Consider the following 23930-nt stretch of genomic DNA (forward strand, 5'->3'; position numbering starts at 1 on the left):
GCCTTTTTCACTTCCGTCCCGTAGGCGTGGTATGTCCCAGAAGGAACTGTTGTTCGTCGTACTCTCGGGCATCGCGGTGATGATGTTTCTGACTGCGATCGTCCTGGTCGCCGGGGCCGGATAACGGATCGCCGCGAACACGAACCGGATCGCCGCGAAAACAGTACCGAGTTTACTCTTCGGCGTCGTCGACGGGTTCGCCGCCGTCAGTCCGCACGTCGCCCTGTTCCTGGCCGCCGTCCATGATCGCCGTTTCGAGCTGGTCGTCGAACCACTGGAACTCGCGGTCGAGCATGCCGTCACGTTCGAGGTTCCAGGGGTCGCCGTCGGTGACCCGCGGCCCTTCGAGCCAGGACTGGACGATGTTCCAGACGAAGATGAGCTGTCCGACCATCAGGATCACCGCGCCGACCGTCGCCAGCAGGTGGAACGTCTCGACCTGCACGAGCGGTGCGATGGCACCGTTGAACTCGTAGGTCGCGTACCGGCGGGGCATGCCGAGATAGCCAAGCGCCAGCATCGCGAAGAACGTCAGGTTGGTCCCGACCATCGAGAGCCAGAAGTGTGCCTTCCCGAGGGTCCGCTGGTACATCCGGCCGGTGAAGATCGGGAACCAGTAGTAGATTCCGGCGAAGACCGCAAAGCCGATCGCACCCATCACGACGTAGTGGAAGTGCCCGACGACGTAGTAGGTGTCGTGGAGGATCAGGTCAACCGGCACTGCGGCGAGGAAGACGCCCGTGACACCGCCGATGATGAAGTTCGAGACGAAGCCGATACAGAACAGCATCGGGGCCGTCAGCCGCAGACGGCCGTTCCACATCGTCGTGATCCAGTTGAACGTCTTGACTGCGCTTGGAATCGCGATAGCCAGCGAGACGGCCATGAAGGAGGCCCGCAGCCGCGGGTCCATGCCGGTCGAGAACATGTGGTGAGCCCAGACGCCAAAGGAGAGGACCCCGATGGCCAGCGTGGAGTAGACGACGAACTTGAACCCGAACAGTTTCCGACCCGAGAACTTCGGCAAGATCAGACTCACCAGTCCCATCGGCGGGAGCACGAGGATGTACACTTCGGGGTGACCGAAGAACCAGAAGAGATGTTGCCACAGCAGCGGGCCACCGCCCTCGACGGCGAAGAACGTCGTCGCGAGGTTCCGATCGAGCAGGAGCATGATGAGTGCGCTCCCCAGCAGCGGGAACGCGAACAGGATGAGCGCCGACTGAGTGAGGATCGTCCACGAGAAGATGTCGAGGTTCGCCCAGGAGACGTCCTCGTCACGCTCGGTGAAGATGGTCGCGATGAAGTTGATCGCTCCCATCGTCGTCGCGACCCCGGAGAGGTGCAGACCGAGCAACATCAGGTCCACGCCGGGGTTGGTCTGCTCGACCGACAGCGGCGTGTACATCGTCCAGGCCGTCTGTGCCGGTTCGATCATGTTCTCGGTGACCGGCGCGAGGAAGAAGCCCGCCCAAATGAGCAAGGCAGCGGGGGGAAGCAGCCAGAACGCGATCGCGTTGATCCGCGGGAACGCCATGTCGTCGGCGCCGATCAACAGCGGGATGAAGTAGTTCGCGAAGGCTGCGATGATCGGCGTCCCGAACAGGAACAGCATTGTGATGCCGTGACTCGTTAGGATGGAGTTGTAAGCGCTCGCCCCCAGCAAAGCGCCCGACGGCGTCACGAGCTGGAGCCGGATGAGCATCGCCATGATGCCACCGACCGCGAAGGCGATGATCGCGAACAGCCCGTAGAGGATGCCGATATCCTTGTGGTCGACTGTCGTCAGCCAGCGGATGATGCCGGCCGGTTTCTCTCGGCGAACGACACTGATATCCTCGCCGGTGGCTGTCCCTCCGGCCAGTGGCGTGTACGAGCGCCAGTTTTCGATGCGCGTCAAGAGCGCGGCGATGCCGACGAGGAGGACGGCCATCATCCCCGTCAGCACTAGATCTCCTGCTGCCATACTGGCCCCTCAGGACTGGGTGCTAATGAAAGGGACGATTCTTTTCAAAGAGCACCCGAATATGTCGGGGACAGGGCGGCAACGGGGACCGATATCTCTCCGGACGGGGACGGGAGAACGGGGTCGTGAGACACGGCCTGCCGTCGCTGGGCAGAGATCGACGACCAGGGCGTGTGAGAAGTGAAACCGAGAGCTACGCCTCTTCCTCGCCGGCCTGTTCGGCCTTCTCGGCGTCCTCGACGGCCTTGCCGGCGTAGTAGGTCAGTACCGCCAGGAGGAGGAACATCGTGATCATCAGCGCGAACTGGAGTCCCGAGAACACCGGGTCGGTGCCGAAGGCCGGCACTAGGGCGAACGCGACGATGAAGAACCCGAGGATGCCCAGCGGGATGACGTTGACCGTGAGATCGAGTAGGGTGTCCTTTTCGAACCCGAACAATGCCATATCTGGATGGAGATTAGCGAAGGCCGGTAAATAGACTGTTGGTTTCGCTCAAACGGTGCTCTGTTCCATGATCGAGCCGACACCGCCCATCGCAGCCATCACGACACCCGCGATGACGACGGCGACGAGTCGGGTGAACAACGGTCCCTCGCCGATGTTCGAGACGACCAGTTCCGCGGCCGGGAGCTGGAGGACGGCGATAGCGGCCGCGATAGCCGCGAGGATCACGCCGACGCCGACCAGCGTCGGCCACGGCCGCTCGACGTAGCCTGATTCGGTGAGGATACCGGCGACACTCCCGCCAAAGAGGATGAGGCCGAAGACGGCGACCGGGAACAGGCCGACGAACACCCCGACCTCCGAGAGCGCCAGCCCCAGCGCGACGAACAGCGGCCACGGACTCGCGGTCGGATACTGGTCGCTCAACCCTGGTTCCTCGTCCATACCCGGAGTTACGGCTCACAGGACATATGTGCATCGGACCTCGCGTGCGTGGGAACGCGAGCGAACCCGCCACGGCCGCCCGGGAACGGGGGCACAAACTATTTGTCCGTAATGTGGCTTGGTAGGGGTAATGAGTAGCCGTACTGTCGATCAGGTCGACGAGTGGGAGCCGGTCTCCGTTCGCGGTGGGTACGAGGGGCTCCGAACGCTCGCCGACCGGGAGTTCTCCGGCGCCGTCGTCGCTGGGACGGCCCGTCTGTTCATGCTCAACGGGACTGTCATCGGGATCGTCGACGGTGACATCGAGGACTACGAGGACGCCGAGGGAACCGCCCGCGAGGCACCCCACGAATCCCTCCCGTTGCTGGCAGTGATGCAGGCACAGGGCCAGGAGTCACAGGGGCAGTACTACACCGAAGACACCTCGATATCGGAGGTCGACGGGACGCTCTCCGACGGCAACTTCACCGGCTACGTCGAACTCTCCGAGAACGTCCTCTCGGGGGACTACTACGTCGTCTATCACCAGGGGCGATCGATGAGCGTCGCCTGGGTCGGGACATCCGAACAGCTAGTCACCGGTGACGAGGCCTTCGATCAGGCCGACGACGAGGTCGGCATCTACGAGGTGTTCCCCGCCGACATCGAGCCGATCGAGATACCCGGATCGTCGACGACGCAGGGGGCTCCGGGCGGCGACACCGCCCACGGTGGCGGGGAGCCGCGGCCGACAAGCGACACCGACTCCGAGGGGACCGACGACGCCGCGAGCGGTGCCACGACCGATCGGTCCGCGGACCAGGGGAGAGAGACACGCGGGGACCCGCCGACGACCGCCGACGCGGAGTCACGCGACCAGTCGCGGACGACGGTCGAACAGTCCCCGGACGAGTGGGCTCGATCGGCTGGCGAGCGGACGGAAACTCACTCAGACGAAGCCGGTACAGCCGATAGCGACGAGCCCTCGGATGCAGGACAGCGAGACTCCCGTTCTACAGGCGGCCCGCCAGGATCGAAGAGCGTCGGCGGTCGGGAGCCAGTCTCCGACGAACCCGAGGTGCGGCAGTCCGACGCCGGCCAAGGAGAGTCCCCGGAGACAGCCGACGAGCGAGAGGAGCGAACGGATACCGAGCGGGCACCGTCCTCCGAGGACTCGTCGTCGGATCTCGACGACACCCCGACCAGCCGTAGGAGTTCCGAGGACACGGGTTTAGATCGATCGACACGGTCCGACGAGGCACAGTCCCCGACGACCGCGGAGTCCCAGGCCAGCGACCCCGAACCGGCCGACTCGTCACGACAGCAGTCCACCGAGCCAGCCGCTCCGGAAGCAAGCCAGGAACGGTCGGAGCCGTCGACGACCCGCTCCGAGAGCGACACGGCGATCCCGGACTTCGAGACGCGATCGATCCCGTCGCTCGACCCGGAGCGGTCCACCCAACTAAGCGATCCGACGCCCGACGAGGACGGCCCCGGAGCCGGCGACGAGCAGGCAGAGACGACAGCCCGCTCGACGCCACACCGGGACACGGACCAATCGGACACGACGGGCACCCGAGGAACACAGCGTCGGGAGTCGACACAGAGCCCACAGCGACACGACCAGGAGTCACAGCCACGACAGTCCGAGTCAGCATCCACGCGGGCTGCGGGAACCCACGGCGAACCGTCTGCCTCGTCCACGGAGCCGACGCAGTCGGCACCGGACGCTTCACAGTCGGGACGTGCCGACGAGCGCGTCAGGGAGCTGCGTGCCGAACTCGACGAACGGACGGCGACAGTCGATCAGCTCGAGACGGAGCTCGCAGACCTGGAGGCAGAAAACACCGATCTCAGAGGGGAAAACGAGGACCTCAGGGCCGAGCGCGAGCGGCTGGAAGCACAACTCCGTGAAGCGAACCAGAAGGTCGCACAGCTGGAAGACCGGGTGTCGTCGCTGCGAAACCAGCTTCCGGAGCACGTGACTGGCACCGACCCCAGTCAACGGCTCGCTCCGGAGGAGGCACTTGACGGGACGAACCTCTTTGTCAGATACAACTCCAAGAGCGACCCGACGTTGGCCGACGCACGGGACGGGAGTGCCGCTCCCGAGGACGTCGACGCGAACCTCCGCATCCAGTATCACACCCAGTTCGAGGCCGAGTCGGTAACCGTCGACGGTCGTCCCTTCCACGAGTTCCTGACGGACTGTCTGCCGTATCAGTTCGTCAGTTGGCTCGTCACGAAACTGCTCTACGAGATCCGTGACACAGGTCACGCGACCGAGATGGAGGTCCTGTACGACGCACTCCCGGAGATCGACCGGGTCGAACTCAACGGACAGGTATCGATCACCTACGTCGAAAACGGCGACGAACACCGCGAGCAGGAGCGATACGACGTGGTCGTGCGCGACCGGATGGGTAACCCGCTCATCGTCGCCAACATCAACGACCGCAAGGAGCCCGCCACCGAGGAGCAGATGACCGATCTGCTCACGACCACCGAACGGCTCGGCAACACCAGTTCGTCGCTGGCGGCCGCGTTCCTGGTGACCGAGAGCTTCTTCGCTCCCGAGGCGCTCGAAACGGCCGAAGAAGCGACGGCGAGCGGACTGTTCAGCAGGAGCAAGCGGGCGAGTTTCGTCAACCTCTCCCGGTCCGACGGCTACCACCTCTGTCTGCTCGAAGCGCGGGAAGGAGAGTTCAATATGGCCGTCCCGGAGCTGTAGTTCGAGAACCGTACAGAACGCGTTTCGGCGTGTATCGAAGCTATCCTTCGATCTCGGCCGCGTCTTCGATCTTCATCCCTTCGAGCTTCTCGATGATCTCGTCGATCTTCTCGTCTAAGTCGTCGACGAACTCACCGGTCTGCTCGGTCGTGATCGCTCCCTGACTGGAGGGTTCGATGAGGTTCTCCTCTTCGAGAACCCGCAGCGAGTAGCGAACCTTGTGGTGGGGGTAGCCGGTCTCGTTGGACATCTTCACGATCCCGATAGGCTCGTTCTCGATGACCATCCGGAGCACCTGTAAGTGGCGCTCCAGCATGTCGACTTCCTTCTCAAGCCTGTCTATCATGGCAATTGTTAACTTGTGGTAGCGGGATTTAAAAGTTACCCTCGGACGGCCCGCTTTGCCGGGTTTTCCGCTTCACACGCCCCTCTCTTAAACCCGTCGTAACAGTTCACATGGGAATCGCCACCATTCCAGGGACGGGCCACACGGATCGGTAGGGACCGTAATCGGTTTATCACGGAGGATAAAACGTCCGAGCGATGACCGTAACCATCGTCGGCTCGCAACTCGGCGACGAGGGGAAAGGCGGCATCGTCGACCTGTACGGTGACGACGCGGACGTCGTCGCGCGCTACCAGGGCGGCGACAACGCCGGCCACACCGTCGTCCACGAGGGCGAGGAGTACAAGCTCTCGCTCGTGCCGAGTGGAGCCATCCGCGGCAAGGTCGGCGTACTCGGCAACGGGTGCGTCGTCAACCCGCGGACGCTGTTCGACGAGATCGACACGCTACAGGACCGCGGCCTCGACCCGGACGTGCGCGTCGCCGAACGCGCTCACGTCATCCTCCCCTACCACCGTATCCTCGACGGTATCGAGGAGGATATCAAGAGCGAAGACGACGACGAGATCGGCACGACCGGCCGCGGGATCGGCCCGACCTACGAGGACAAGGCCGGCCGACGCGGGGTTCGGGTGGGCGACCTGCTCGACCCCGACGTGCTCCGTGAACGACTGGAGTACGTCGTCCCGCAGAAACGCGCGGTCGTCGAGGACGTCTACGGGCTCGACATCGAGGAGTTAGCGGACCCCGACGCGTTCGATGTCGACGCGCTGTTCGAGGAGTTCCGCGAGTTCGGCCGTCGCTTCGAGGCCGAAGAGATGACTGTCAACGCCGGGGCCTTCCTCGCTGCGGCCCGAGACGAGGGCCAGAACGTCATGCTCGAAGGCGCACAGGGGACGATCATCGATATCGACCACGGCAACTACCCCTACGTCACCTCCTCGAACCCGACCGCGGGCGGCGCGGCGACCGGGACGGGCCTGAGCCCCGGTGTCGTCGGTAGCGGCGAAGTCATCGGTATCGTCAAGGCCTACCTCACTCGTGTCGGGAGCGGCCCGCTTCCGACTGAACTGGGCGGTGTCGCCGGCGACACGCCCGGCTACGACGAACAGGGCGAGGGCGAGAACGAGGAGCTAGCGACCTACATCCGCGAGGAGGGCGGCGAGTACGGCACCGTCACCGGCCGACCGCGCCGTGTCGGCTGGCTCGACGTGCCGATGTTGCGCCACTCGACCCGGGTCTCCGGGTTCACCGGGCTCGCACTCAACCACCTGGACGTACTCGCCGGACTGGACGAAGTGAAGGTCGGGCATACGTACACGCTCGACGGCGAGGAACTCGCCGCGATGCCCGCCACTACCGAGCAATGGAGTCGCTGTGAGGCGAACTTCCGGACCTTCGAGGGGTGGCCCGAGGTCGACTGGGCCGGGGTCGCCGCCGAGGGGTACGAAGCGCTTCCCGAGAACGCGAAGGGCTACGTCGAATATATCGAGGACGAACTCGACACGCCGGTGTACGCGATCGGTGTCGGCCCCGGCCGTGGCGAGACCATCGTCCGCGAACACCCCTTCTGATTCTCAGCGGTTCAACACGTCGTCTTCGAGGTCGGCGACCGCCGATAGCACCGCCTCTCTGTCCCCGTCCGCCGCGCCCGCTGCCGCCAGCGCGTCGTCGAGGTGGCCGGCGACAGCCGCGAAGTCGGCCCCGTCGAGGTCGAGGTGCGCGTGTGCGGTTCGCATGTCCGCGCCGTCGTACTCGGTCGGGCCGCCGGTTACCATCGTGATGAACTCCCGCTGGTGCTCGCGGAGTTCAGCCATGTCGGTGTCCTCGAAGTACTCGACGAGCGAGTCGTCGTCGAGCACCCGGTCGTAGAAGTCCTCGACGACGGCTTCGATCCCATCGGCACCGCCGAGTCGGTCGTAGAGCGTCTCGCTCATACGTTGTGAGGGCTGGCCCGGCGACAAAAAGCCCGCGGTCGTCGGGGTAGCGGCACGCTTTTGGGGCCGCCGGACCGACTCGGTAGCATGAAAGAGGATCTGATGGAGATCATCTGCTGTCCGCTCGACAAGCACGACCTCGAACTCGATGTCGACGAGCGGGACGGCGAAGAGATCCTGGACGGGACGCTGGTCTGTACCGAGTGTGGCGAGCGGTTCCCGATCGAGGACGGTATCCCGAACCTGCTGCCGCCGGATATGCGCGACGAAGCACCGGCCTGAACCTTTTTCTTGCGTCCGCGCGCAGTCGTAACTGTGCCCGATCCGTTGCCGATCCACATCAACCGCGAGGAGATCCACGGGCTGGAGGTCCCGACGGACTACGAGTCGACGGGTGGGTTCGATATCCGACTGATCAACCACGGCGAGCCAACCCACGTCCATCTCCACCTCGACAGTGACCTCTCGTCGGTTGCGTCGCTGGCCGCGACGAACCACTACGTCGACCGCGAGGGGGACCGGCTCGTTCGCGTCGAGGTGACCGGCGACGGGTCGGTTCGGGGGAACCTCAAGGTCGTCAGTGGCTACGGCGCACAGACCCGTCTGGTCGATGTCGCGCTCGTCGAGCCCGACGAGACGGAGGAGACCGTCGAGGTGGGAGAAGACCTCTCGACGCCGGCGCCGAAACCCGAACCGGACTCCCCCGACCTCCCGGGCTCGATCGGGACGCTCCCGGTGATGGTGCTGGCGACGGTCGCGTTGCTCACTGCGCTGGGTGCCGTCGCCGTGTTCCAGAACACCGCCGTCTTCGTCGGCGCCGCGGTCGTCGTCGTGGGCGTGTTGGTCGCGCTGTACAGCCTGCTGGCTTAGTCCTCGGTCGGGACGCCGTCGAAGTTACCTTCGTCGTCGAACAGTTTCGCACGAAGGAATCGAGCACGATAGCGGTTCGCCCCGTCGTAGATGTCGGCTTCGCGGATGTCGTCGACCCGCCCGTCGGCGACCGCGTCGATGATCTCCTCGACCTGCTCTTTCTCGCTCGGTGTCAACTCGAACTCGTAGGTCCGGGGCTGTTCGGACTCGATTTTCGTCCACTGGCGTGCGGCCGTGATGACGACTGAGCACGGTTCCCGGCAGGGGAACTCGCCGTCGCCCCCGTCGACGTCGAGGTCGGTCTCCTCGTCGTACTCCCACTCGCGGCGCTTGAGACACTGGGAGTCGTCACAGCAGGCCTCGGCGACCCAGTTGACGTGTTCGTATCCTTCGCCACGGTCCCAGGTCTTGACGACGCCGTAGATCCCGGTCTGGCGCTGGGTGGTCTCGTGCCAGTGGGTCACGTCGAGGTCACCCTGCCGTTCCCGGTACCAGTTCTGGACGGTCGCCGGGTAGAACGTGTGAACGGCCTCGACCAGCGCGGCCGGGTCCAGTTCCGGGAACACCCACCCAGTGTGGAGCGTCGGAGCCGTCTTGAGCGGCCGGTACCGGTCCCGGTCGTCGTGTTTCGCCAGTTCGCGGGCGGCGACGGGGTCGTCGTAGCTGTCTAGGTCGTCGGCGTCGACACCGCGGTCGGCCTCGTGGCGCAGGTCGTAGACGCGGTCGCCGTCCGCATCGCGCTCGACGGTGACGGCGAGTTCCCCCCAGGTCGTCGTCACCCCGCCGTCGAGGCGGTCGTATCGATCGGGGACCGACAGCTCGTCGGCGCCTTCGAGCCACCGGAGAAACGCCCACCGCGGTTCGGCTTGCGGGGCCGTCGCGTGCCAGAAGTACCAGTTCGTCACGTAGCGCTCGACGGCGGGGTCCACGTCGGCGAGGGCCGCGACCGACCCCTCGGCAGTGGTCCCGTCGGCCGTCGAGAGCGTGTAGCTGTCGTCCTCGACCTGCGCCTCGATGCCGTCGAAGTCGACGCCGTCGGCGGCGGCGTCGGCAAACGCCTCGACGCGGGTGTCGTCCATGCGTCCGGGTTGGAGGCGGATCGCAAAAAGCCGCCCGTTCCACTGCGGTACCGGCGACCGACGCGCCCGTTCAGTCTCCGGTCGCGGGATCGGCACCGCGGGTCCGGTCCCGGACCTGATCGATCGCCCCCGAGACGTCCGCGCCGGCGTCGGCGGCCCGCTCCAACACCACGTCGGCCATCAGCGGTTCGGTGCCGACGGCACCGGCGTACCAGATGTCGTGGCCGTCGACCTCGGTCGGCACGTCGTACCCCTCGCGGTAGTCCTCACAGAGCCCCATGTCCTCGGGGATGTCCTCCTGGGTGTGGTAGCCGTCGGCGATGAACAGCGGGACCACGACGATATCGTCGGACTCGAAGAAGTCGGTCACGTCGTCGACCTCGGGATCCTCGTCCATGAACAGCGCCTGCACCTCGTCGAAACGGTCCATCTCCCGGATGCGGTCGGCGTGGTATTCGATCGCCTTCGCGGAGTTCTCGTTGCGCTCGGTGCCGTGGCCGACCACCGCGAGACCGAACCCCTCGCCCACGTCCGGGTCGCCGGTGACGGACTTGGCGCGCTGGACGATGACATCGCTCATCGAGTCGTGGGTTCCGACCGGACCACAGTAGTGGACCGTCTGCCCGGTGTCGCCGGCGGTCAGGCTCGCGTCACTCGCACTGGTGCCGTCCGACTCCCACAGATCGGGGTCCCACCCCTCCAGGCGGAACTCCCGGGGGATGACCTGCTCGGTGAAATACCCCTCCGAGACGAACAGCGGGACCAGATACACTTCTTCGGCGTCGACGGTCCGCAGCCCCTCCCGGAAGGCCGGTTCCTCCTTCCAGAAGGACTCGCGGACCTCGCTGAACGCGCCGGTCGCCCGGATCGTATCGGCGTGGCTGAACGTCGGGGTGCTCGACTCGGCGTTGAGATGCGACCCGTGAGCCGCGATGACGAGCGCTGGCTTCATAGCTCTGCGTTAGGTCGAACCGGTCTTAGGAGCTTCGCCACGACGGCGAGACACGCTTTTGACGGTTCGGCACGGCGACGTAGGTATGTCACTCGCAGCCCAGACACGTGACGCAGCCAGGGCGCGGCCGTTCCTCTACGACGCGCTCCGGGCGGGCGTGGTCAACTACACCGCCGCCGCGCGAACCCTCGATGTCGACGGTGAGACGGAGGCCGTCGCGACGGCGCTTCGGCGCTTCGCCGAGGAGTTAGACGACTACGACCCACCGGCCGGCGACGCCCGCGTCTCCATGCAGAGTGGACTCGGCCCGGCCGACGGGGCGGACCCGCTCGTGACGGTTGGCGACCGGTCGCTGGCTGCTGGCGGTGGCTCGCTCACCGGCATCGTCGCCACGGGCGATGTCTCTCCCCGACTGTTGGGCGACGTACTCGGCCGTCTCCGGGCGACCGATATCGAGGTCGAGGTGGCGGCTGCCGACGGGGACTCCCTGATCGTCGCCGTCGGGCGGCGGGACGGCCCGGACGCACTCAGAGTGGTCGAAGCGGTCGTGAGCTAACCCGACCACTCGGCCAGTGTGGCGTTTGCTCCCGCTGTCTGCCACTGGAGGCTGACGGTATCGCCGGCCATCGCGGCGACGGTGAACGATTCCCGCGCGCTCAACTGGCTCCCCAGTCCCGTACAACGGTCGGTCAACGCGAGGCCCTCACCGGTCGGCGTCGCGCCGGTCAGGCGGAGTTCGTCGGTCTGGATGGTGCTCCCGGCCTCGTGGCTGATCCGCAGCAACGCCGTCTCCATCGTCGGGTGGCAGTCCGCACTCCGACTGGGCTCGGTCGCCGTGGTGATCGTCACCGACGCGGTCGGCTCGCTACTGTCGATCGACTCCCCGATGTCGAAGGCGAGCACCGAAAGCCCGGCGGCGAAGACGATCACGACCACGACGAGCAGCAGGTTCCCCAGTACTGCCGAGGACGCTCTCCCACGGTTCACGGCAGTCTGTTTGCCGATGTCATACATATCGGTTGGGCAATCGAGCCGTTCCGACGGCTTGAAACGAACGGGCGGAGTGGACACGGGTAATGACGCTTCGCGTGACGAACACGCTGACCGGCGAGAAAGAACGCTTCGAACCGTCGGACCCCGACTCTGTCTTGCTCTACTACTGCGGGCTGACGACTTCGGACCCACCTCACCTGGGCCACGCCCGCGGCTGGGTCCACGTCGACGTGATGTGTCGCTGGCTGGAGCAGGTCGGCTACGACGTCCGCCACGTCGAGAACTTCACCGACATCAACGAGAAGATCGTCGCCCGGGTCGGCGAGGACGGCGACAGCGAGGCCGACGTGGCACGCCACTACGTCCGGCAGGTCATCGAGGACATGCGCTCGCTGAACCTCGACCGGGCCGAGGTCTACCCGCGCGTCTCCGAACACGTCCCCGAGATCGTCGACCTGGTCGAACGCCTCGTCGAGGGCGGCCACGCCTACGAGGCCAACGGCTCCGTGTATTTCGACGTGACGAGTTTCGAGGCGTACGGCAAACTCTCGAACCAGACCGTCGAGGACATCGAGGCACAGGGGACCGACGCCGAATCCGAGAAGCGCCACCCGGCGGATTTCGCCCTCTGGAAGGCCGGCGGCGTCGGCCCCGAGGATATCGCCGAGCATCGACACCCCGAAGCCGACCCCGCCGAGGAGGCCTGCGAGACCGCCCAGACGTGGGATTCCCCCTGGGGCGAAGGTCGTCCCGGCTGGCACATCGAGTGTTCGGCGATGTCGATGACCCACCTCGACGAGACCATCGATGTCCACGTCGGGGGCCAGGACCTCGTCTTCCCTCACCACGAGAACGAGATCGCCCAGAGCGAGGCCGCGACCGGCCAGCAGTTCGCCAACTACTGGCTCCACGTCCGCCTGCTGGAGACCGACGACGAGAAGATGTCCTCCTCGCTGGGGAACTACTTCACCGTCAGCGAGGCCGTCGCGGAGTTCGGTCCCGACGTACTCCGGACCTTCCTGCTGTCGACGGCGTACACCTCGCGGGCGACCTACAGCGACGAGACCATCGCGGAGGCCCAGGAACGCTGGGACCGACTGGAACGGGGCTACGAGCGGGCCGTTGAGGCCTGTGACAGCGTCGACGCCTACGCGACGGTCACCGATGAGACGCTCCGATCCGCGGTCGAGACGGCCACCGACGCGTTCGCCACGGCGATGAACGACGACTTCAACACCCGGGAAGCGACGACTGCCCTGCTGGACCTGACGGCGGCGGTCAACACCCACGTCGACGACCACGAGGCATACGACTACCGGGGACTCCGGCAGGCTATCGCGGCCTTCGAGACGTTCGGCGGCGAGGTGCTTGGACTCGGGTTCGGGACCGAGCAGGACAGCGAGGTCACTGTCGCCGGCGACCTCGTGGAACTCGTCTTGAACGTCCGCGAACAGGAGCGGGCGGCCGGCAACTACGAGCGCGCCGACGAACTCCGTGATGAACTCGAAGCAATCGGTGTGGAAGTTCAGGACACCGACGACGGACCGACCTACCGGCTGTAAGCGACTGTAGGTGGTTTCTCATCGTGTCCGGGACCGATGGACGCCTGTTACAGACTGTTGGCTTTCCGTGCCGGGGGTACGTTTTTTTACGGGCGGCGCGAGGTGTGGCCCATGCATCCCGCCGCCATCGCCGGGACAGTGCTGACGCTCGCGGGAGCCGCCGGATACGCCGCAGGCGTGGTCGTCCCCTACCCCGGCCGTGCGTTCTCGATAACTGCCGTCATGGTCGGGCTCACGGTCCTCTCGGTCGGTAGAGTCTCGCGCGAGGAGGAAGCGTGATCTCCGCGGTCGTCTACGCCGACGGCCAGCCCGTCGAGTACGACGACCTCACGGCGGCGCGACAAGCGACTGGGACGACCTGGGTTCACGCCGCCGAGGCGACGGTCGAGGAACTCGACAGCGTCCGGTCGGCGTTCGATCTGCACCCGCTCACCATCGAGGACATCCAGAGTCAGGTCCGGGCCAAGACCGAGGAGTTCCCGACCTACACCTTCGTGTTGCTGAAGACTGCGACGCTTACCCCCGGCGAGACGACTTTCGAGAAGGAGGTCGCGACCAGTCCCGTCGGGATCTTCATCGGGAGCGATTGGGTCGTCACCGTCGCGACGGGGCCGGCCCAGCCGGTCCAGCGGGTCCTCGATGCGGTCAGCCGTGGCGACGAACGACTCCTCCACCGCGGGCCGGATTTCACCGCCTACCGGGTCGTCGATGTCATCGTCGACGGCTACTTCGATCTGCTGGACGGCATCGAGACCGATATCGAGGAGATCGAGGAGGAGGTGACTGTCTCGACGGAGATCGAGACCTTAGAGAAGATCAATGATGTCCGCCGGGACCTCCTCTCGTTCCGGAAGGTCGCGTGGCCGACACGGGAGGCCGTGGGAGTCCTGGCCCGCGGTGATCCGGACCAGATCCAGCAGGAGACGGAGAAGTACTTCCGTGACGTCTACGACCATCTCGTCCAGGTCGTCGACCTCACCGAGACCTACCGGGACCTGGTCGCCGGTGCCCGGGACATCTACCTCAACACGCTCTCGCAGTCGACCAACGAGGTGATGAAGGTGTTGACGGTGGTCGCGACGATCTTCATCCCGCTGACGTTCGTCGTCGGGGTCTACGGGATGAACTTCGCCGACAGCCCGTACAACATGCCCGAACTGAGCTGGACGTTCGGTTACCCGGCGACGATGGTCGGCATGGTGTTCATCGTCGTCGTCATGCTCGCCCACTTCCGCCAGCGGGGCTACTTATAACGCCAGCGGGACGAGCAACACCCCCATGAGCGTCGCGCGGCGGGCGCCGAAATACGGCGGGAGGTGACCGACCGCCGTGGCTAGCCCGAACGCGCCGACGCCGACCCCACCGGCGAAGACGTACGACAGCACGAGCAGGCCGACGAGTACCGACACCGAGAGGACGGCCGGATCGAGCCGGCCGACCGTCCGCAGGTAGCGGTCCCCGAGGAGGGGGACGAGGACGGCACCGGAAAGCGCGGCGACGGCGACGGCCGTGAGCAGCCAGGGCAGCGCCAGCGGCGGACCGACCTGGTCGAGTGCGACCAGCACGCCGGTTCTGGGAGTCCCGAGCGCGACGAGGGCGAACAGGGCGAAGACGGCCGTCGCCGTGTTGACACCGCTGGTCGTCACGGTGAACGCCCGCGGGCCACGCCCGCTCGTCAGTCCGAGTGCCAGGGTCGCCGCGACGGCGCTGGAGACGCCCGGGAGATAGCCGACGACGGCGCCACAGAGGGTCCCGACGGCCGCCAGCCGTGCTACCGTGTTCCGCGGGACGGTCACCGTGGTCCCCGACTGTGGCGGGACACCGTCCCCGTCGATGGCCGAGAGCAACACCGGCGCACCGAACAGCCCCGAGAACAGCGGGACGAGCACGTCCGCGACCGGGAGCACCGCCGAGACGGACGCATCGAGCAGCCAGACGCCCAGCGCGCCGCTCGCGGCGAGCGAACAACAGGCGCCGACCGCTGCCCGCCGGTCCTGTTCGGTCACGACCAGCAGTGCCGCGATAACGCCCAGCACCAGCGGGAGCCGTTCCGCGACGAGCGGGTACGCCCGCTGCATCACGAGCGTCACTGGGATGGCGAGTGGCACTGCAAACGCTACGGCCAGCCCGCTGCCCAGCGCCGAGAGCCGCAGCGCCTCCCGTCCGCGACCCTGGATGACCAGCCGGTGTCCGGGAAGGGCGTTGGCCGCCATCGCCGGATCGGGGACGCCAAGTGCCAGCGCCGGGACGATATCGAGGAAGGTGTGTGTCACCCCGGCGGCCAGCATCGCCGCGCCGACGGCGACCGCCGAGCCGGGTACCGCTCCCGCGATCGCTGCCAGCAACAGGGCGAACGTGTTGGCGTGTAGCCCCGGGACGAGGCCGCTGACGGTTCCGAGGCCGACCCCGGCCACGATGGCGACGAGCAACGGCAGGGTCGGTGTCGACAGCCCGACGGCGGGAAGCCCGAACACGCCCGGGCCTGGCCCCGTGCCGGTACTTGAACGTCAGGGCGGCCCGGTGTCGGGAACGCCGTCGCTACCCGGTCGCGTCGCGCAAAGAAAGGTGTGTGTCGTCGTCGACTTAGCCGAAGAGTTCGCCGAGACCTTCGCCGCTGGCCTCGTCGTCCTCGTCGTCGTCACCGTCGTCGCCGCCCTCGTCGGCAGCTTCTTCGGCCTCGTCGCCACCGTCGTCGGCGTCGTCGTCGGTGTCGTCAGCAGCGGGTGCCGCGGCGCCACCGCTTGCCGGGACCGGTGCGGCCGACGCCTGCTCGACGGCCTCCTCGATGTCGACGTCTTCCAGCGCGGCGATGAGTGCCTTGACGCGGGATTCCTCGACGTCGACACCGGCGGCTTCGAGCACGTCGGTGAGGTTGCTCTGGTTGATCTCTTCGCCCGATTCGTTCAGGATGAGTGCAGCGTAAACGTATTCCATTGTTGTCGTTGTGAGTTAGAACATCGCTCCGAGCGCGTCGCCGGCGTCTTCGTCGTCATCGTCGTCGTCCTCGGCCTCCTCGGCCGCGTCGTCCTCGTCGGCGGGCTCGTCGGATGCGGTGTCGTCTTGGTCGTCAGCCGGTTCCTCTGTGGCTGCCTCGGCCTCCACGTCCTGGAGTTCCTCGGGCAGCGCCTCCGGATCGTCGATCTGCGCGGCGAGCGAGCGGACCTGTGCGTCGGCCTTGCTCACGAGGTCGGGGACGACCTCGGGGTCCTCGATGGCTGCCTGGAGCGCGAGGCTCTTGGCGTCGGCGCGGGCCGACTGCAGCAGCGTCGGGGCCGTCGTCGCGGTCGGGTACTCGGCGTTGACCGAGAGGTTGAACGCCTGCCTGGCGGCCGCCTTGATGTCGCTCTCGTAGGCCTCGATGTCCAGTTCGAGTTCGTCGGGTTCGAACAGGACGCCGTCGGCGAACACCGCACGGAGATCGAGCCCGACTTCCTTGGGCTCGATCCCGAGCTCGTTCAGCACGTTCGCGAGCTCCTGGGAGACCTCCTCGCCGGCGTCGAGCACGGTCGAGTCCGAGAGGACCTGGATCGATCCTTCCTGGATGCGTGCGTCGGCACCGACACTCTGGAGTTCACCGACGAACGGCCCCGGATCGACGCCCGTGTCCCCTTCGGGGATCACGATGTCGTTGGGCGCGATCTCGCCGGCACCGATCGGTGCGGGCGTCTTCGACGCTTCGAGGGACTGGAACAGCGAGAACGGGTTGTCGTTCGTCCCGATGAGACCGACCTGTCCGGCCACGTAGTCGGTGAGCTGTTCGAGACCGTCGTCGACCTCCTCGACCGCACGCGAGAGGAGCGTGTTCCGGGCGACCCGAAGCTCCGCGGTGCCGTGCAGGTCACGACGCATGTCCTGGAGCTGGCGGGACGGAATCCCCGCGATGTTGACGACGCCGACGCTCTCGTAGGATTCGATCATCCCGACGATGTCGTCGACCTCGTCCTGTTTCCACTGCGGGATCGTCTCGGTCTTTCGCTCTCCTTCGGCGCTCATCTCAGGCCACCTCCACGGCGGGGCCCATCGTGGTCTTGACGAAGACCGTGTCGATGTTCATCGGCCCCTTTTCGAGGTCCGCGTGCAGACGGCGCAGGATAACGTCGATGTTGTCGGCGATGTCCTCGGCGGACATGTCCTGTGCACCGACGCGCGTGTGGAACGTTCGCCGCTCCCCGCTGCGCAGCTGGACGGTGTTTTTCATGCGGTTGATGACCTCGACGACGTCGTCGTCGGGATCGAGCGGTTCCGGCATCTTCCCGCGTGGGCCCAGGACGGTCCCGAGGTATCGGCCGATGTCCTGCATGAGTCCCTTCTCCGCGATGAAGAAGTCGGTGTCATCGGCGAGGTCCTTGGCGGCGTCGTCGTCGTCGCCAAGCTCTTCGAGATCGTCGTGGTCGAGTACGTCGTCGGCTGCCTCCTCGGCACGAAGGGCTGTCTCACCCTCGGCGAAGACCACAATCGTGGTCTCCTGACCGGTGCCGGAAGGCAGAACGACGGACTCGTCGACGCGGTTCGACGGGTCGTTAAGATCTAGGTCGCGCAGGTTGATCGCGAGGTCCACCGTTTCACGGAAATTCCGCTGGGGTGCGTCCTCGAGTGCGCGAGAGACTGCTTGCTCTATTTCTTGATCTGCCATTGTTCACCTCCGTAGTACGCCAAGTGGCTTCTACGGGTCAGTGAAACAGGCGGATGCCTGTCTCGTCCGAGTAGATGCCAATGCGACACTTAAAAGCGTCGAACCCACCTTCCCGGTCCATTTATGCCACAATGGCCTCACTACACGACAATGCACCTGCGGACGACGTTTTTCCTGACGCTCGCCGCAGTCGCGCTTGTCCTCTCCGGGGTCGTCTTTGCCGGGTTTTCCCTCCACAAACAGGAGGTCACACAACAGGAGCGGACGAGGCTCAACACGTCTGCAGAGACGGTCGCCCACGATATCGACACGAGGCTGGGGGAGAAACAGGCGACGGTCTCACTTTGGGCCACCAACGACGACATCGCGGCCCACGGAGCACCTGCACAGCGAAGCGCTCTCGCCACCTTTCGAAGCCAGACGGCGTTCGAGGGGGTGTCGGTCGTCGCCGCAAACGGGACGATGGTCGCGATCGACTCGGCGGGACTCTCCGCCGAGCAACGGGCTGAACTAATCGGCACCGACTTCAGTACCAGACCGTACGTCCAGGAAGCCCTCGACGGGAAGCAGTACATTAGCGCCCCGTTCGAAGCCGAAAGCGGGAACTTCATCGTCACGATCTCGGCGCCGATCAGACAACACGGGAACGTCGTCGGGACGCTCAACGGCGCGTTCCATCTCACGGCGACGAACTTCTTCGAGTCCTCGACGACGCTACTGCCCCCGGAACAGGCGTTGACCGTCCGCTCGGCCGACGACACACGACTCTACTCGGACCCGCCCCCGAGCGGTGAGCGGTTCACTGCGACCGCCCCCGTCGATCAGACTGGCTGGACGGTTACCGTCGCCGTCGACAGGGCGGCCGTCGCACAACCGATCCGGCGGGCGAGCAGCTACCAGTTCGGTGCGCTCGCCCTGACACTGTTTGCCGTTGCCGTCCTGGGAATCTGGGCATCGCGGTTGACGATCCGACAGATCGACGAACTCGTCGCTGGTTTCGACGCGCTTGAGTCGGGGAACTACGGGACGACCGTCGATTTGGGGACGACGACGGAGTGGCAACGGATCTCCCATCGGTTCAGCGAACTGGCCGCGACACTGGACCGCCGGACATCCCAGATGCTCGTGTTCAATCGCGTGTTCCGCCACAACCTCCGGAACGACATGTCGGTGATCCTGTTGTCCGCCGAGCGGATTCTCGACACCGAGGACGTCCCCGAGCCGGTCGAGCGCTCGGCGGAACGCATCCAGGCCAGGGCCGAGTCGTTCATGGAGATGAGCGAGCACGCACGCACGATTCAGAACGAACTGTGGAGCGGCAATCCAACCGGGATCGACCGTATCGACGCGACACGCGCGATCGACGAGATCGCCGAGACGCTCCGTGACGAGTACCCCGAGGCGGCGATCGAAACCGACCTCGGCGAGGCGGTACCGGTCTACGCGGCCCGGGTTCTCTTCCCACTCGTCACGGAACTCGGACGGAACGCGCTCGAACACAACGACCTGCCCGCTTCGGACCGAAGCGTGACGCTTCGCGTGTCCTGCCAGACCGACACTGCGGCCATCACCGTCGCCGACAACGGCCCGGGCATTCCGGACCTCGAAACGGAACTGCTCGCCGGAACCCGCGACGAGACACCGACCTCACACGGGAACGGACTGGGGCTGTGGCTCGTGAAGTGGTTGGTCGACTCACTCGGCGGCGAGATATCCATCGCGACCGGGACACAGCGCGGAACGGCGATCACGATCACGCTGCCCGGCGCCGAGGCTACCGAGGAGCGCGCCTAAAGAAACGCAGTACAGACGGGGTTATGCCGACGCTTCCGCCGCGAACACGTCGTCGTACTCGCCGGCGTCGATCTTCGCTTTGAACTCGCGGGGGTTCTCGCCCTCGATGGTGACGCCCAGCGAGGTACAGGTCCCGACGACTTCCTTCGCTGCGTTCGTCAGGTCGTACGAGAGCAGGTCGGGGTGTTTCTGCTCCGCGATCTGCTTGATCTGATCGACGGAGAGGTCGGCGACGAACTCCTCGTGGGGTTCACCGCTTCCGGTGTCGAAGCCGGCCTCGTCTTTGATGAGTTCGGCCGTCGGCGGGACACCGACTTCGATAGTGAACGAGCCATCGTCCTCGTATTCGATCGTGACCGGGACCTCGGTCCCGTCGAACGCTTCCGTCTGGTCGTTGATCTCCTGGACGACTGCCTGTACGTCCACCGGTGTCGGGCCGAGTTCCGGACCGAGCGGCGGGCCGGGATTGGCCTCTCCACCGGGAACGAGTACTTCGATAGTTCCAGCCATGTATGGGCCATTTCTCCCGGCGGCTTAAAGGATTGCGTTTCACCGACACCCGCGTGACCGCTCCACATGGCTGTTTTCGTCGGTGCCGGCGGCTTCCAGCAAACCGCTAGATCTTGCACAGCGTCGCGATCACGCGAAGGCCACGCCGTTCATCGCGAGGAAGTCGCCGGCGTCTTTGATCTCGACTGGCGAACCGATGATCCGGACCTGGTTTCCCTCCTCCCGGACCGTGAGGGTAAACTGTTGTTCGAGTTCCTCGCGGACGCCGTCCAGTGCACCCGCTGGCAACAGGATCTGCGTACTGTCGCGGAACCGGTTGGCGTCTCCCATTGTCGATTTTTGATGGTGGGTGCCGTATAGGTGTATCGAATTACATGTGTGATTGTTCGGGATAGTCTGCTGTCCCCACGCGTCGCGACCCAGGGAAGAAAGTCTTATTCGGTGTGAGGGGCCGACGTACACACGATGGGGCTCGAAGAGGAGATCCAGGAACTGGAGGACGAAATCGCCAGTACGCCCTACAACAAGTCCACGGAGGCACACATCGGCCGGTTGAAGTCGAAACTCGCCGAAAAAAAGGAGAAGCTCGAACAACAGCAGTCCTCCTCCGGCGGCGGTGGCGGCTACGGCGTCGAGAAACACGGGGACGCGACCGTCGCGCTCGTGGGCTTTCCCAGTGTCGGGAAATCGACGCTGTTGAACGCGCTGACGAACGCCGACTCCGAGACGGGTGCCTACGAGTTCACGACCCTGGACGTGTACCCGGGCATGCTCAAACACAAGGGCGCCAACATCCAGATCCTCGACGTGCCGGGGCTGATCGAGGGGGCCGCCGGCGGCCGTGGTGGCGGACAGGAGGTCCTCTCCGTGGTTCGGACCGCGGATCTCATCGTCTTCATGGTCTCCGTCTTCGAGATCGACCAGTACGACCGACTCTCCGAGGAACTCTACAAGAACAAGATCCGTCTCGACCGGGACCCCCCACGGGTCACCATTCGCAAGAAAGCCAAGGACGGGCTCAGCGTCAACAGTTCGGTCGATCTGGACCTCGACGAGGAGACGATCAAGTCCGTGTTGCGCGAACACGGCTACGTCAACGCCGACGTGACGATCGGTGAGCAGGTCGATCTCGACCGGCTGATCGATGGTGTGATGGACAACCGCGTCTATCTCCCCTCGATCACCGTCGTGAACAAGGCCGATCTCATCGAGCCCGACTACCTCCCGACGGTCGAGAGCGAACTGGAGGACCGCGACATCGACCCCGACGATGCGATCTTCATCAGCGCCGAGGAGAAGCGGGGACTCGACGGACTCACCGAACGGATCTGGGAGGAGCTGGGTCTGATACGGATCTACATGGACAAACCCGGCCGCGGCGTCGACTACGAGGAGCCGCTGATCCTTCGTGAGGGCGATACCGTCGGTGCGGCCTGCGAGAAGTTGGGTGGGAGTTTCGACGACCGGTTCCGCTTCGCCCGTGTCTCCGGTCCCAGTGCGAAACACGACGAACAACAGGTCGGCCGCGACCACGAACTCGCCGACGAGGACGTGCTTCGGATCATCGCCAGGAAGTGAGTAGCCGATTAACTTCATGATTTCAGTTCCGCGTGCACCCGCGAGCGCGCGTCCGTGAGTGATATACCGCTCCACCACTGGCTACCGGTATGGGACAGGGTCCGCGTCGACGCCTGATCGCCGTCCTCGCCGTCGGGGTTCTCCCGTGGACGGTTCTGGTTATCGGCGGTGAGTTGACGGTGCTGTTCACCTTCGGGCTGTTCAACACGAACCCGCTGGCCGTGGTCTCGATCTACGACTACTTCTACCGGTTCACCCAGGGGCTCCCTGCGTTCATCGAAGCCTGGCGGAGCGGCGTTGTCCTCTATCTCCTCGCGCTCGCGAGCGCGGTGTCGGGTGTCGTCTGGCGCGAGGACGAGCGGATCACTGCACTCGCACTCGTCGGTGCCGGACTCACACAGGTGAGCGTGTTTCTGGGATTCAACCGGCGGATCGGCTACGTCGCGCTTCCGGTCGGGACCGTTCTGTTGTTGGCCGTCGTCTGGTGGTACTACTGGCCGCTCGTCGCCCCTGATAGCGGTGGCCGCTCCCGGTAGTCTTTTCGCCCCGCCGGCCTTCGATCCGGATATGCTGACACTGGATCATACGATGATGCGCGTCGAGGATCTGGACGCCGCACTCGACTGGTACCAGACGTACCTCGACTACGAGGAGAAGGGCCGCTGGGAGGCCGAGACGTTCACGAACGTCTTCCTCGGCCCCGAGGATGTCCACGATCAGGGGGCGCTGCTGGAGCTGACGTACAACCACGACGGGCGCACGTACACGATGGGCGACGCCTGGGGACACATCGCCGTCCGCTGTGAGGATGTCTACGAGGCCTACGAGGAACTGATGGACGCCGGCGCGGAGGACTACCGCGATCCGGACTCCTGTGGTGGCTCCTACGCCTTCGTCAAAGATCCCGACGGCCACGAGGTCGAGATCGTCGAGCGCGACCACGGGGCGAAGTGGTCCCTGGACCACACGATGCTCCGCGTCGAGGACGCCGACGAGGCGATCGGCTGGTACGTCCGCAAACTGGACTACGATCTCACCCGGCGGGAGGAGTTCGACGACTTCGCGCTGTACTTCGTCGAGCCCAGCGACGCACCGCCGGAGGCGATGTCGGTCGAGTTGACCTACAACTACGACGGGCGGTCCTACGAGTTGGGCGACGCCTGGGGACACCTCGCGGTCCGGACCGACGACCTCCACGAGACGTGGGGGACACTCGTGGACCGCCACGCCGAGGACTACCGCGACCCGGCGAGTTGTGACGACCGATACGCGTTCACCAAAGACCTCGACGGCCACGAGATCGAGGTCGTTACCAACTGAGTCCCAATTAGGTCGGGCAAAGTACCACTAGCGGACCGAAATTTATACTTTTTCTACAGGTGTCTGACGAAGCGATGACACGCGGCTGATACAAAACCGAACCGACGCTGAACGCAGTCGTATCGCCTCTACTGCCCGTTTTCCGGTGTGTTACACTCTCTCATCCCGGTTCACTGACCACAAAGCATTTATAACATCCAACGTTGGTTTAGACCGTACCCCTACCCATGGTGATGGCAGTGAGTACGATCGTTCAGACCGGTACGCGGGTCGCGTCTGCGATCGAGGAAAGCTCCCGTCGCCGACCCAGATAGCACATAACCAAACATGACAAACACAAACGAAAAGCTCCGCAGTCTATTCCTCGCGGCGCTGATGGTCTTCTCCGTATTCGGAGGGGCCGTCGCGTTCTCAGGAGGAGTAGCCGCCGCGGAGTCAGGCAATTCCAGTCTGTCAACCTCGGGGAATACCCAGGTGCTGACAACGGAATTGACCTATGAAGACGGTACAGATCCAGATAGTATAGACTCAGTCCAGCTTGAGTTCGATGACCCTGCAGCTGACGATGGGTTCTCGGATCAAAGCGACGACTACACGGTTGAACTGGTCCGAGACGGTACGGTTGTCGAAACCCGAGACCAGCTTTCAACCAGTACTGGCTCCGTCACAGCCGACCTCAGCAATAGCTTCAGTCCGGAAGATGGCGACGTCATCCGGTTCACGGCTGAGAACTACAACGCCCCAGACACGGACGGGACGTACGGCGGTACTTACTCCGTCAACCCCGATTC

General features: G+C 65.1%; 26 protein-coding genes and 1 pseudogene. 13 read left to right on the plus strand and 14 right to left on the minus strand.

Going from position 1 to position 23930, the window contains the following annotated elements:
* Positions 1-172: 172 nt before the first annotated feature.
* The 3 genes from ctaD to VJ109_RS12755 all read right to left on the minus strand — a co-directional run bounded on the left by ctaD (position 173) and on the right by VJ109_RS12755 (position 2855).
* Entirely contained in the window at positions 173-1966 is a 1794-nt protein-coding gene (gene ctaD / locus VJ109_RS12745; protein WP_324757205.1) for a cytochrome c oxidase subunit I, read from the minus strand.
* A 193-nt stretch (positions 1967-2159) separates the two neighbouring features.
* The gene (locus tag VJ109_RS12750; RefSeq protein WP_324757206.1) at positions 2160-2411 is read right to left on the minus strand and encodes a DUF6684 family protein; all 252 of its coding nucleotides are present in this window, start codon (positions 2409-2411) and stop codon (positions 2160-2162) included.
* 48 nt (positions 2412-2459) lie between these two features.
* Entirely contained in the window at positions 2460-2855 is a 396-nt protein-coding gene (locus VJ109_RS12755) for a DUF7541 family protein (protein WP_324757208.1), read from the minus strand.
* A gap of 130 nt (positions 2856-2985) precedes the next feature.
* Here VJ109_RS12755 and VJ109_RS12760 point away from each other — a divergent pair, with 130 nt between their 5' ends.
* On the plus strand, positions 2986-5565 hold the full coding sequence (locus VJ109_RS12760; RefSeq protein WP_324757209.1) for a DUF7527 domain-containing protein: 2580 nt from the start codon (positions 2986-2988) through the stop codon (positions 5563-5565).
* A 40-nt stretch (positions 5566-5605) separates the two neighbouring features.
* On the opposite strand, the gene VJ109_RS12765 is transcribed toward VJ109_RS12760, so the two are convergent.
* Positions 5606-5911: a hypothetical protein gene (locus VJ109_RS12765; RefSeq protein WP_135304560.1), complete on the minus strand. Its 306-nt coding sequence runs from the start codon at positions 5909-5911 to the stop codon at positions 5606-5608.
* Positions 5912-6108: 197 nt separating this feature from the next.
* Here VJ109_RS12765 and VJ109_RS12770 point away from each other — a divergent pair, with 197 nt between their 5' ends.
* Entirely contained in the window at positions 6109-7485 is a 1377-nt protein-coding gene (locus tag VJ109_RS12770) for an adenylosuccinate synthase (protein WP_324757213.1), read from the plus strand.
* Positions 7486-7488: 3 nt separating this feature from the next.
* Here the strand turns inward: VJ109_RS12770 and VJ109_RS12775 are convergent, their stop codons facing one another.
* Positions 7489-7848, minus strand: a complete 360-nt coding sequence (locus VJ109_RS12775; protein WP_324757215.1) for a group I truncated hemoglobin — start codon at positions 7846-7848, stop codon at positions 7489-7491.
* An 87-nt stretch (positions 7849-7935) separates the two neighbouring features.
* On the opposite strand from VJ109_RS12775, the gene VJ109_RS12780 reads away from it, so the two are divergent.
* Positions 7936-8130 carry a methytransferase partner Trm112 gene (locus VJ109_RS12780; protein WP_324757217.1) on the plus strand — a complete coding sequence of 65 codons (195 nt, stop codon included), beginning with the start codon at positions 7936-7938 and terminating at the stop codon, positions 8128-8130.
* A 33-nt stretch (positions 8131-8163) separates the two neighbouring features.
* Positions 8164-8718, plus strand: coding sequence for a DUF7524 family protein (locus tag VJ109_RS12785; RefSeq protein ID WP_324757219.1), 555 nt, complete (start codon positions 8164-8166; stop codon positions 8716-8718).
* Here VJ109_RS12785 and VJ109_RS12790 read toward each other — a convergent pair.
* Together VJ109_RS12790 and VJ109_RS12795 are read right to left on the minus strand one after the other, a co-directional pair.
* Positions 8715-9797 (minus strand): DR2241 family protein, encoded by a 1083-nt coding sequence (locus VJ109_RS12790; protein WP_324757220.1) that lies wholly within the window; start codon positions 9795-9797, stop codon positions 8715-8717. The genes VJ109_RS12785 and VJ109_RS12790 overlap by 4 nt on opposite strands.
* A gap of 70 nt (positions 9798-9867) precedes the next feature.
* On the minus strand, positions 9868-10749 hold the full coding sequence (locus tag VJ109_RS12795) for a CbiX/SirB N-terminal domain-containing protein (RefSeq protein WP_324757222.1): 882 nt from the start codon (positions 10747-10749) through the stop codon (positions 9868-9870).
* A gap of 85 nt (positions 10750-10834) precedes the next feature.
* Between VJ109_RS12795 and VJ109_RS12800 the strand changes: the two genes are divergently transcribed.
* On the plus strand, positions 10835-11305 hold the full coding sequence (locus tag VJ109_RS12800) for a DUF7523 family protein (protein WP_324757224.1): 471 nt from the start codon (positions 10835-10837) through the stop codon (positions 11303-11305).
* Here VJ109_RS12800 and VJ109_RS12805 read toward each other — a convergent pair.
* Positions 11302-11736: a type IV pilin domain-containing protein gene (locus VJ109_RS12805; protein ID WP_324757226.1), complete on the minus strand. Its 435-nt coding sequence runs from the start codon at positions 11734-11736 to the stop codon at positions 11302-11304. The two genes, VJ109_RS12800 and VJ109_RS12805, sit on opposite strands and share 4 nt — an antisense overlap.
* An 89-nt stretch (positions 11737-11825) precedes the next feature.
* On the opposite strand from VJ109_RS12805, the gene cysS reads away from it, so the two are divergent.
* The 3 genes from cysS to corA all read left to right on the plus strand — a co-directional run bounded on the left by cysS (position 11826) and on the right by corA (position 14557).
* Positions 11826-13304, plus strand: a complete 1479-nt coding sequence (gene cysS / locus VJ109_RS12810; RefSeq protein ID WP_324757227.1) for a cysteine--tRNA ligase — start codon at positions 11826-11828, stop codon at positions 13302-13304.
* 111 nt (positions 13305-13415) lie between these two features.
* Complete coding sequence (locus tag VJ109_RS12815; RefSeq protein ID WP_324757228.1) at positions 13416-13583, plus strand: hypothetical protein; 168 nt, start codon at positions 13416-13418, stop codon at positions 13581-13583.
* On the plus strand, positions 13580-14557 hold the full coding sequence (corA, locus tag VJ109_RS12820; protein WP_324757229.1) for a magnesium/cobalt transporter CorA: 978 nt from the start codon (positions 13580-13582) through the stop codon (positions 14555-14557). Before VJ109_RS12815 ends, corA begins: the two co-directional genes overlap by 4 nt.
* Here corA and VJ109_RS12825 read toward each other — a convergent pair.
* The 4 genes from VJ109_RS12825 to VJ109_RS12840 form a co-directional block, all read right to left on the minus strand.
* Positions 14552-15778, minus strand: a complete 1227-nt coding sequence (locus VJ109_RS12825; RefSeq protein WP_324757230.1) for a tripartite tricarboxylate transporter permease — start codon at positions 15776-15778, stop codon at positions 14552-14554. The genes corA and VJ109_RS12825 overlap by 6 nt on opposite strands.
* Before the next feature lie 109 nt (positions 15779-15887).
* Complete coding sequence (rpl12p, locus tag VJ109_RS12830; protein WP_324757232.1) at positions 15888-16238, minus strand: 50S ribosomal protein P1; 351 nt, start codon at positions 16236-16238, stop codon at positions 15888-15890.
* Positions 16239-16253: 15 nt separating this feature from the next.
* On the minus strand, positions 16254-17297 hold the full coding sequence (locus tag VJ109_RS12835) for a 50S ribosomal protein L10 (RefSeq protein WP_324757234.1): 1044 nt from the start codon (positions 17295-17297) through the stop codon (positions 16254-16256).
* A 1-nt stretch (position 17298) separates the two neighbouring features.
* Positions 17299-17937, minus strand: a complete 639-nt coding sequence (locus VJ109_RS12840) for a 50S ribosomal protein L1 (RefSeq protein WP_276222346.1) — start codon at positions 17935-17937, stop codon at positions 17299-17301.
* A 150-nt stretch (positions 17938-18087) separates the two neighbouring features.
* On the opposite strand from VJ109_RS12840, the gene VJ109_RS12845 reads away from it, so the two are divergent.
* Positions 18088-19731, plus strand: coding sequence for a sensor histidine kinase (locus VJ109_RS12845; RefSeq protein WP_324757237.1), 1644 nt, complete (start codon positions 18088-18090; stop codon positions 19729-19731).
* A gap of 21 nt (positions 19732-19752) precedes the next feature.
* Here VJ109_RS12845 and VJ109_RS12850 read toward each other — a convergent pair whose 3' ends face one another.
* Together VJ109_RS12850 and VJ109_RS12855 are read right to left on the minus strand one after the other, a co-directional pair.
* Positions 19753-20241: a 50S ribosomal protein L11 gene (locus VJ109_RS12850; RefSeq protein WP_324757239.1), complete on the minus strand. Its 489-nt coding sequence runs from the start codon at positions 20239-20241 to the stop codon at positions 19753-19755.
* 129 nt (positions 20242-20370) lie between these two features.
* Positions 20371-20571, minus strand: coding sequence for a VNG_1110C family protein (locus VJ109_RS12855; protein WP_324757241.1), 201 nt, complete (start codon positions 20569-20571; stop codon positions 20371-20373).
* Positions 20572-20706: 135 nt separating this feature from the next.
* Between VJ109_RS12855 and VJ109_RS12860 the strand changes: the two genes are divergently transcribed.
* The 4 genes and pseudogenes from VJ109_RS12860 to VJ109_RS19540 all read left to right on the plus strand — a co-directional run.
* Positions 20707-21819 carry an OBG GTPase family GTP-binding protein gene (locus tag VJ109_RS12860; protein ID WP_324757243.1) on the plus strand — a complete coding sequence of 371 codons (1113 nt, stop codon included), beginning with the start codon at positions 20707-20709 and terminating at the stop codon, positions 21817-21819.
* 89 nt (positions 21820-21908) lie between these two features.
* Positions 21909-22355: a TIGR04206 family protein gene (locus tag VJ109_RS12865; protein WP_324757245.1), complete on the plus strand. Its 447-nt coding sequence runs from the start codon at positions 21909-21911 to the stop codon at positions 22353-22355.
* A gap of 31 nt (positions 22356-22386) precedes the next feature.
* Positions 22387-23139: a VOC family protein gene (locus VJ109_RS12870; protein ID WP_324757247.1), complete on the plus strand. Its 753-nt coding sequence runs from the start codon at positions 22387-22389 to the stop codon at positions 23137-23139.
* Positions 23140-23466: 327 nt separating this feature from the next.
* A pseudogene (locus VJ109_RS19540) lies at positions 23467-23562 on the plus strand (surface glycoprotein); the annotation flags it as partial.
* Positions 23563-23930 lie beyond the last annotated feature (368 nt).

The organism is Haloarcula montana (assembly GCF_035666295.1).
Taxonomy (GTDB): domain Archaea; phylum Halobacteriota; class Halobacteria; order Halobacteriales; family Haloarculaceae; genus Haloarcula; species Haloarcula montana.

What these genes read in the sequence shown, in the direction of transcription:
- VJ109_RS12850 (WP_324757239.1), bottom strand. Translation starts at nt 20,241, where the DNA reads ATGGCTGGAACTATCGAAGTACTCGTTCCCGGTGGAGAGGCCAATCCC.
- cysS (WP_324757227.1), top strand. Translation starts at nt 11,826, where the DNA reads ATGACGCTTCGCGTGACGAACACGCTGACCGGCGAGAAAGAACGCTTC.
- VJ109_RS12765 (WP_135304560.1), bottom strand. Translation starts at nt 5,911, where the DNA reads ATGATAGACAGGCTTGAGAAGGAAGTCGACATGCTGGAGCGCCACTTA.
- VJ109_RS12775 (WP_324757215.1), bottom strand. Translation starts at nt 7,848, where the DNA reads ATGAGCGAGACGCTCTACGACCGACTCGGCGGTGCCGATGGGATCGAA.
- VJ109_RS12755 (WP_324757208.1), bottom strand. Translation starts at nt 2,855, where the DNA reads ATGGACGAGGAACCAGGGTTGAGCGACCAGTATCCGACCGCGAGTCCG.
- ctaD (WP_324757205.1), bottom strand. Translation starts at nt 1,966, where the DNA reads ATGGCAGCAGGAGATCTAGTGCTGACGGGGATGATGGCCGTCCTCCTC.
- VJ109_RS12860 (WP_324757243.1), top strand. Translation starts at nt 20,707, where the DNA reads ATGGGGCTCGAAGAGGAGATCCAGGAACTGGAGGACGAAATCGCCAGT.
- VJ109_RS12855 (WP_324757241.1), bottom strand. Translation starts at nt 20,571, where the DNA reads ATGGGAGACGCCAACCGGTTCCGCGACAGTACGCAGATCCTGTTGCCA.
- VJ109_RS12760 (WP_324757209.1), top strand. Translation starts at nt 2,986, where the DNA reads ATGAGTAGCCGTACTGTCGATCAGGTCGACGAGTGGGAGCCGGTCTCC.
- VJ109_RS12845 (WP_324757237.1), top strand. Translation starts at nt 18,088, where the DNA reads ATGCACCTGCGGACGACGTTTTTCCTGACGCTCGCCGCAGTCGCGCTT.
- VJ109_RS12795 (WP_324757222.1), bottom strand. Translation starts at nt 10,749, where the DNA reads ATGAAGCCAGCGCTCGTCATCGCGGCTCACGGGTCGCATCTCAACGCC.
- VJ109_RS12770 (WP_324757213.1), top strand. Translation starts at nt 6,109, where the DNA reads ATGACCGTAACCATCGTCGGCTCGCAACTCGGCGACGAGGGGAAAGGC.
- VJ109_RS12815 (WP_324757228.1), top strand. Translation starts at nt 13,416, where the DNA reads ATGCATCCCGCCGCCATCGCCGGGACAGTGCTGACGCTCGCGGGAGCC.
- rpl12p (WP_324757232.1), bottom strand. Translation starts at nt 16,238, where the DNA reads ATGGAATACGTTTACGCTGCACTCATCCTGAACGAATCGGGCGAAGAG.
- VJ109_RS12870 (WP_324757247.1), top strand. Translation starts at nt 22,387, where the DNA reads ATGCTGACACTGGATCATACGATGATGCGCGTCGAGGATCTGGACGCC.
- VJ109_RS12800 (WP_324757224.1), top strand. Translation starts at nt 10,835, where the DNA reads ATGTCACTCGCAGCCCAGACACGTGACGCAGCCAGGGCGCGGCCGTTC.
- VJ109_RS12865 (WP_324757245.1), top strand. Translation starts at nt 21,909, where the DNA reads ATGGGACAGGGTCCGCGTCGACGCCTGATCGCCGTCCTCGCCGTCGGG.
- VJ109_RS12840 (WP_276222346.1), bottom strand. Translation starts at nt 17,937, where the DNA reads ATGGCAGATCAAGAAATAGAGCAAGCAGTCTCTCGCGCACTCGAGGAC.
- VJ109_RS12780 (WP_324757217.1), top strand. Translation starts at nt 7,936, where the DNA reads ATGAAAGAGGATCTGATGGAGATCATCTGCTGTCCGCTCGACAAGCAC.
- VJ109_RS12835 (WP_324757234.1), bottom strand. Translation starts at nt 17,297, where the DNA reads ATGAGCGCCGAAGGAGAGCGAAAGACCGAGACGATCCCGCAGTGGAAA.
- VJ109_RS12750 (WP_324757206.1), bottom strand. Translation starts at nt 2,411, where the DNA reads ATGGCATTGTTCGGGTTCGAAAAGGACACCCTACTCGATCTCACGGTC.
- VJ109_RS12790 (WP_324757220.1), bottom strand. Translation starts at nt 9,797, where the DNA reads ATGGACGACACCCGCGTCGAGGCGTTTGCCGACGCCGCCGCCGACGGC.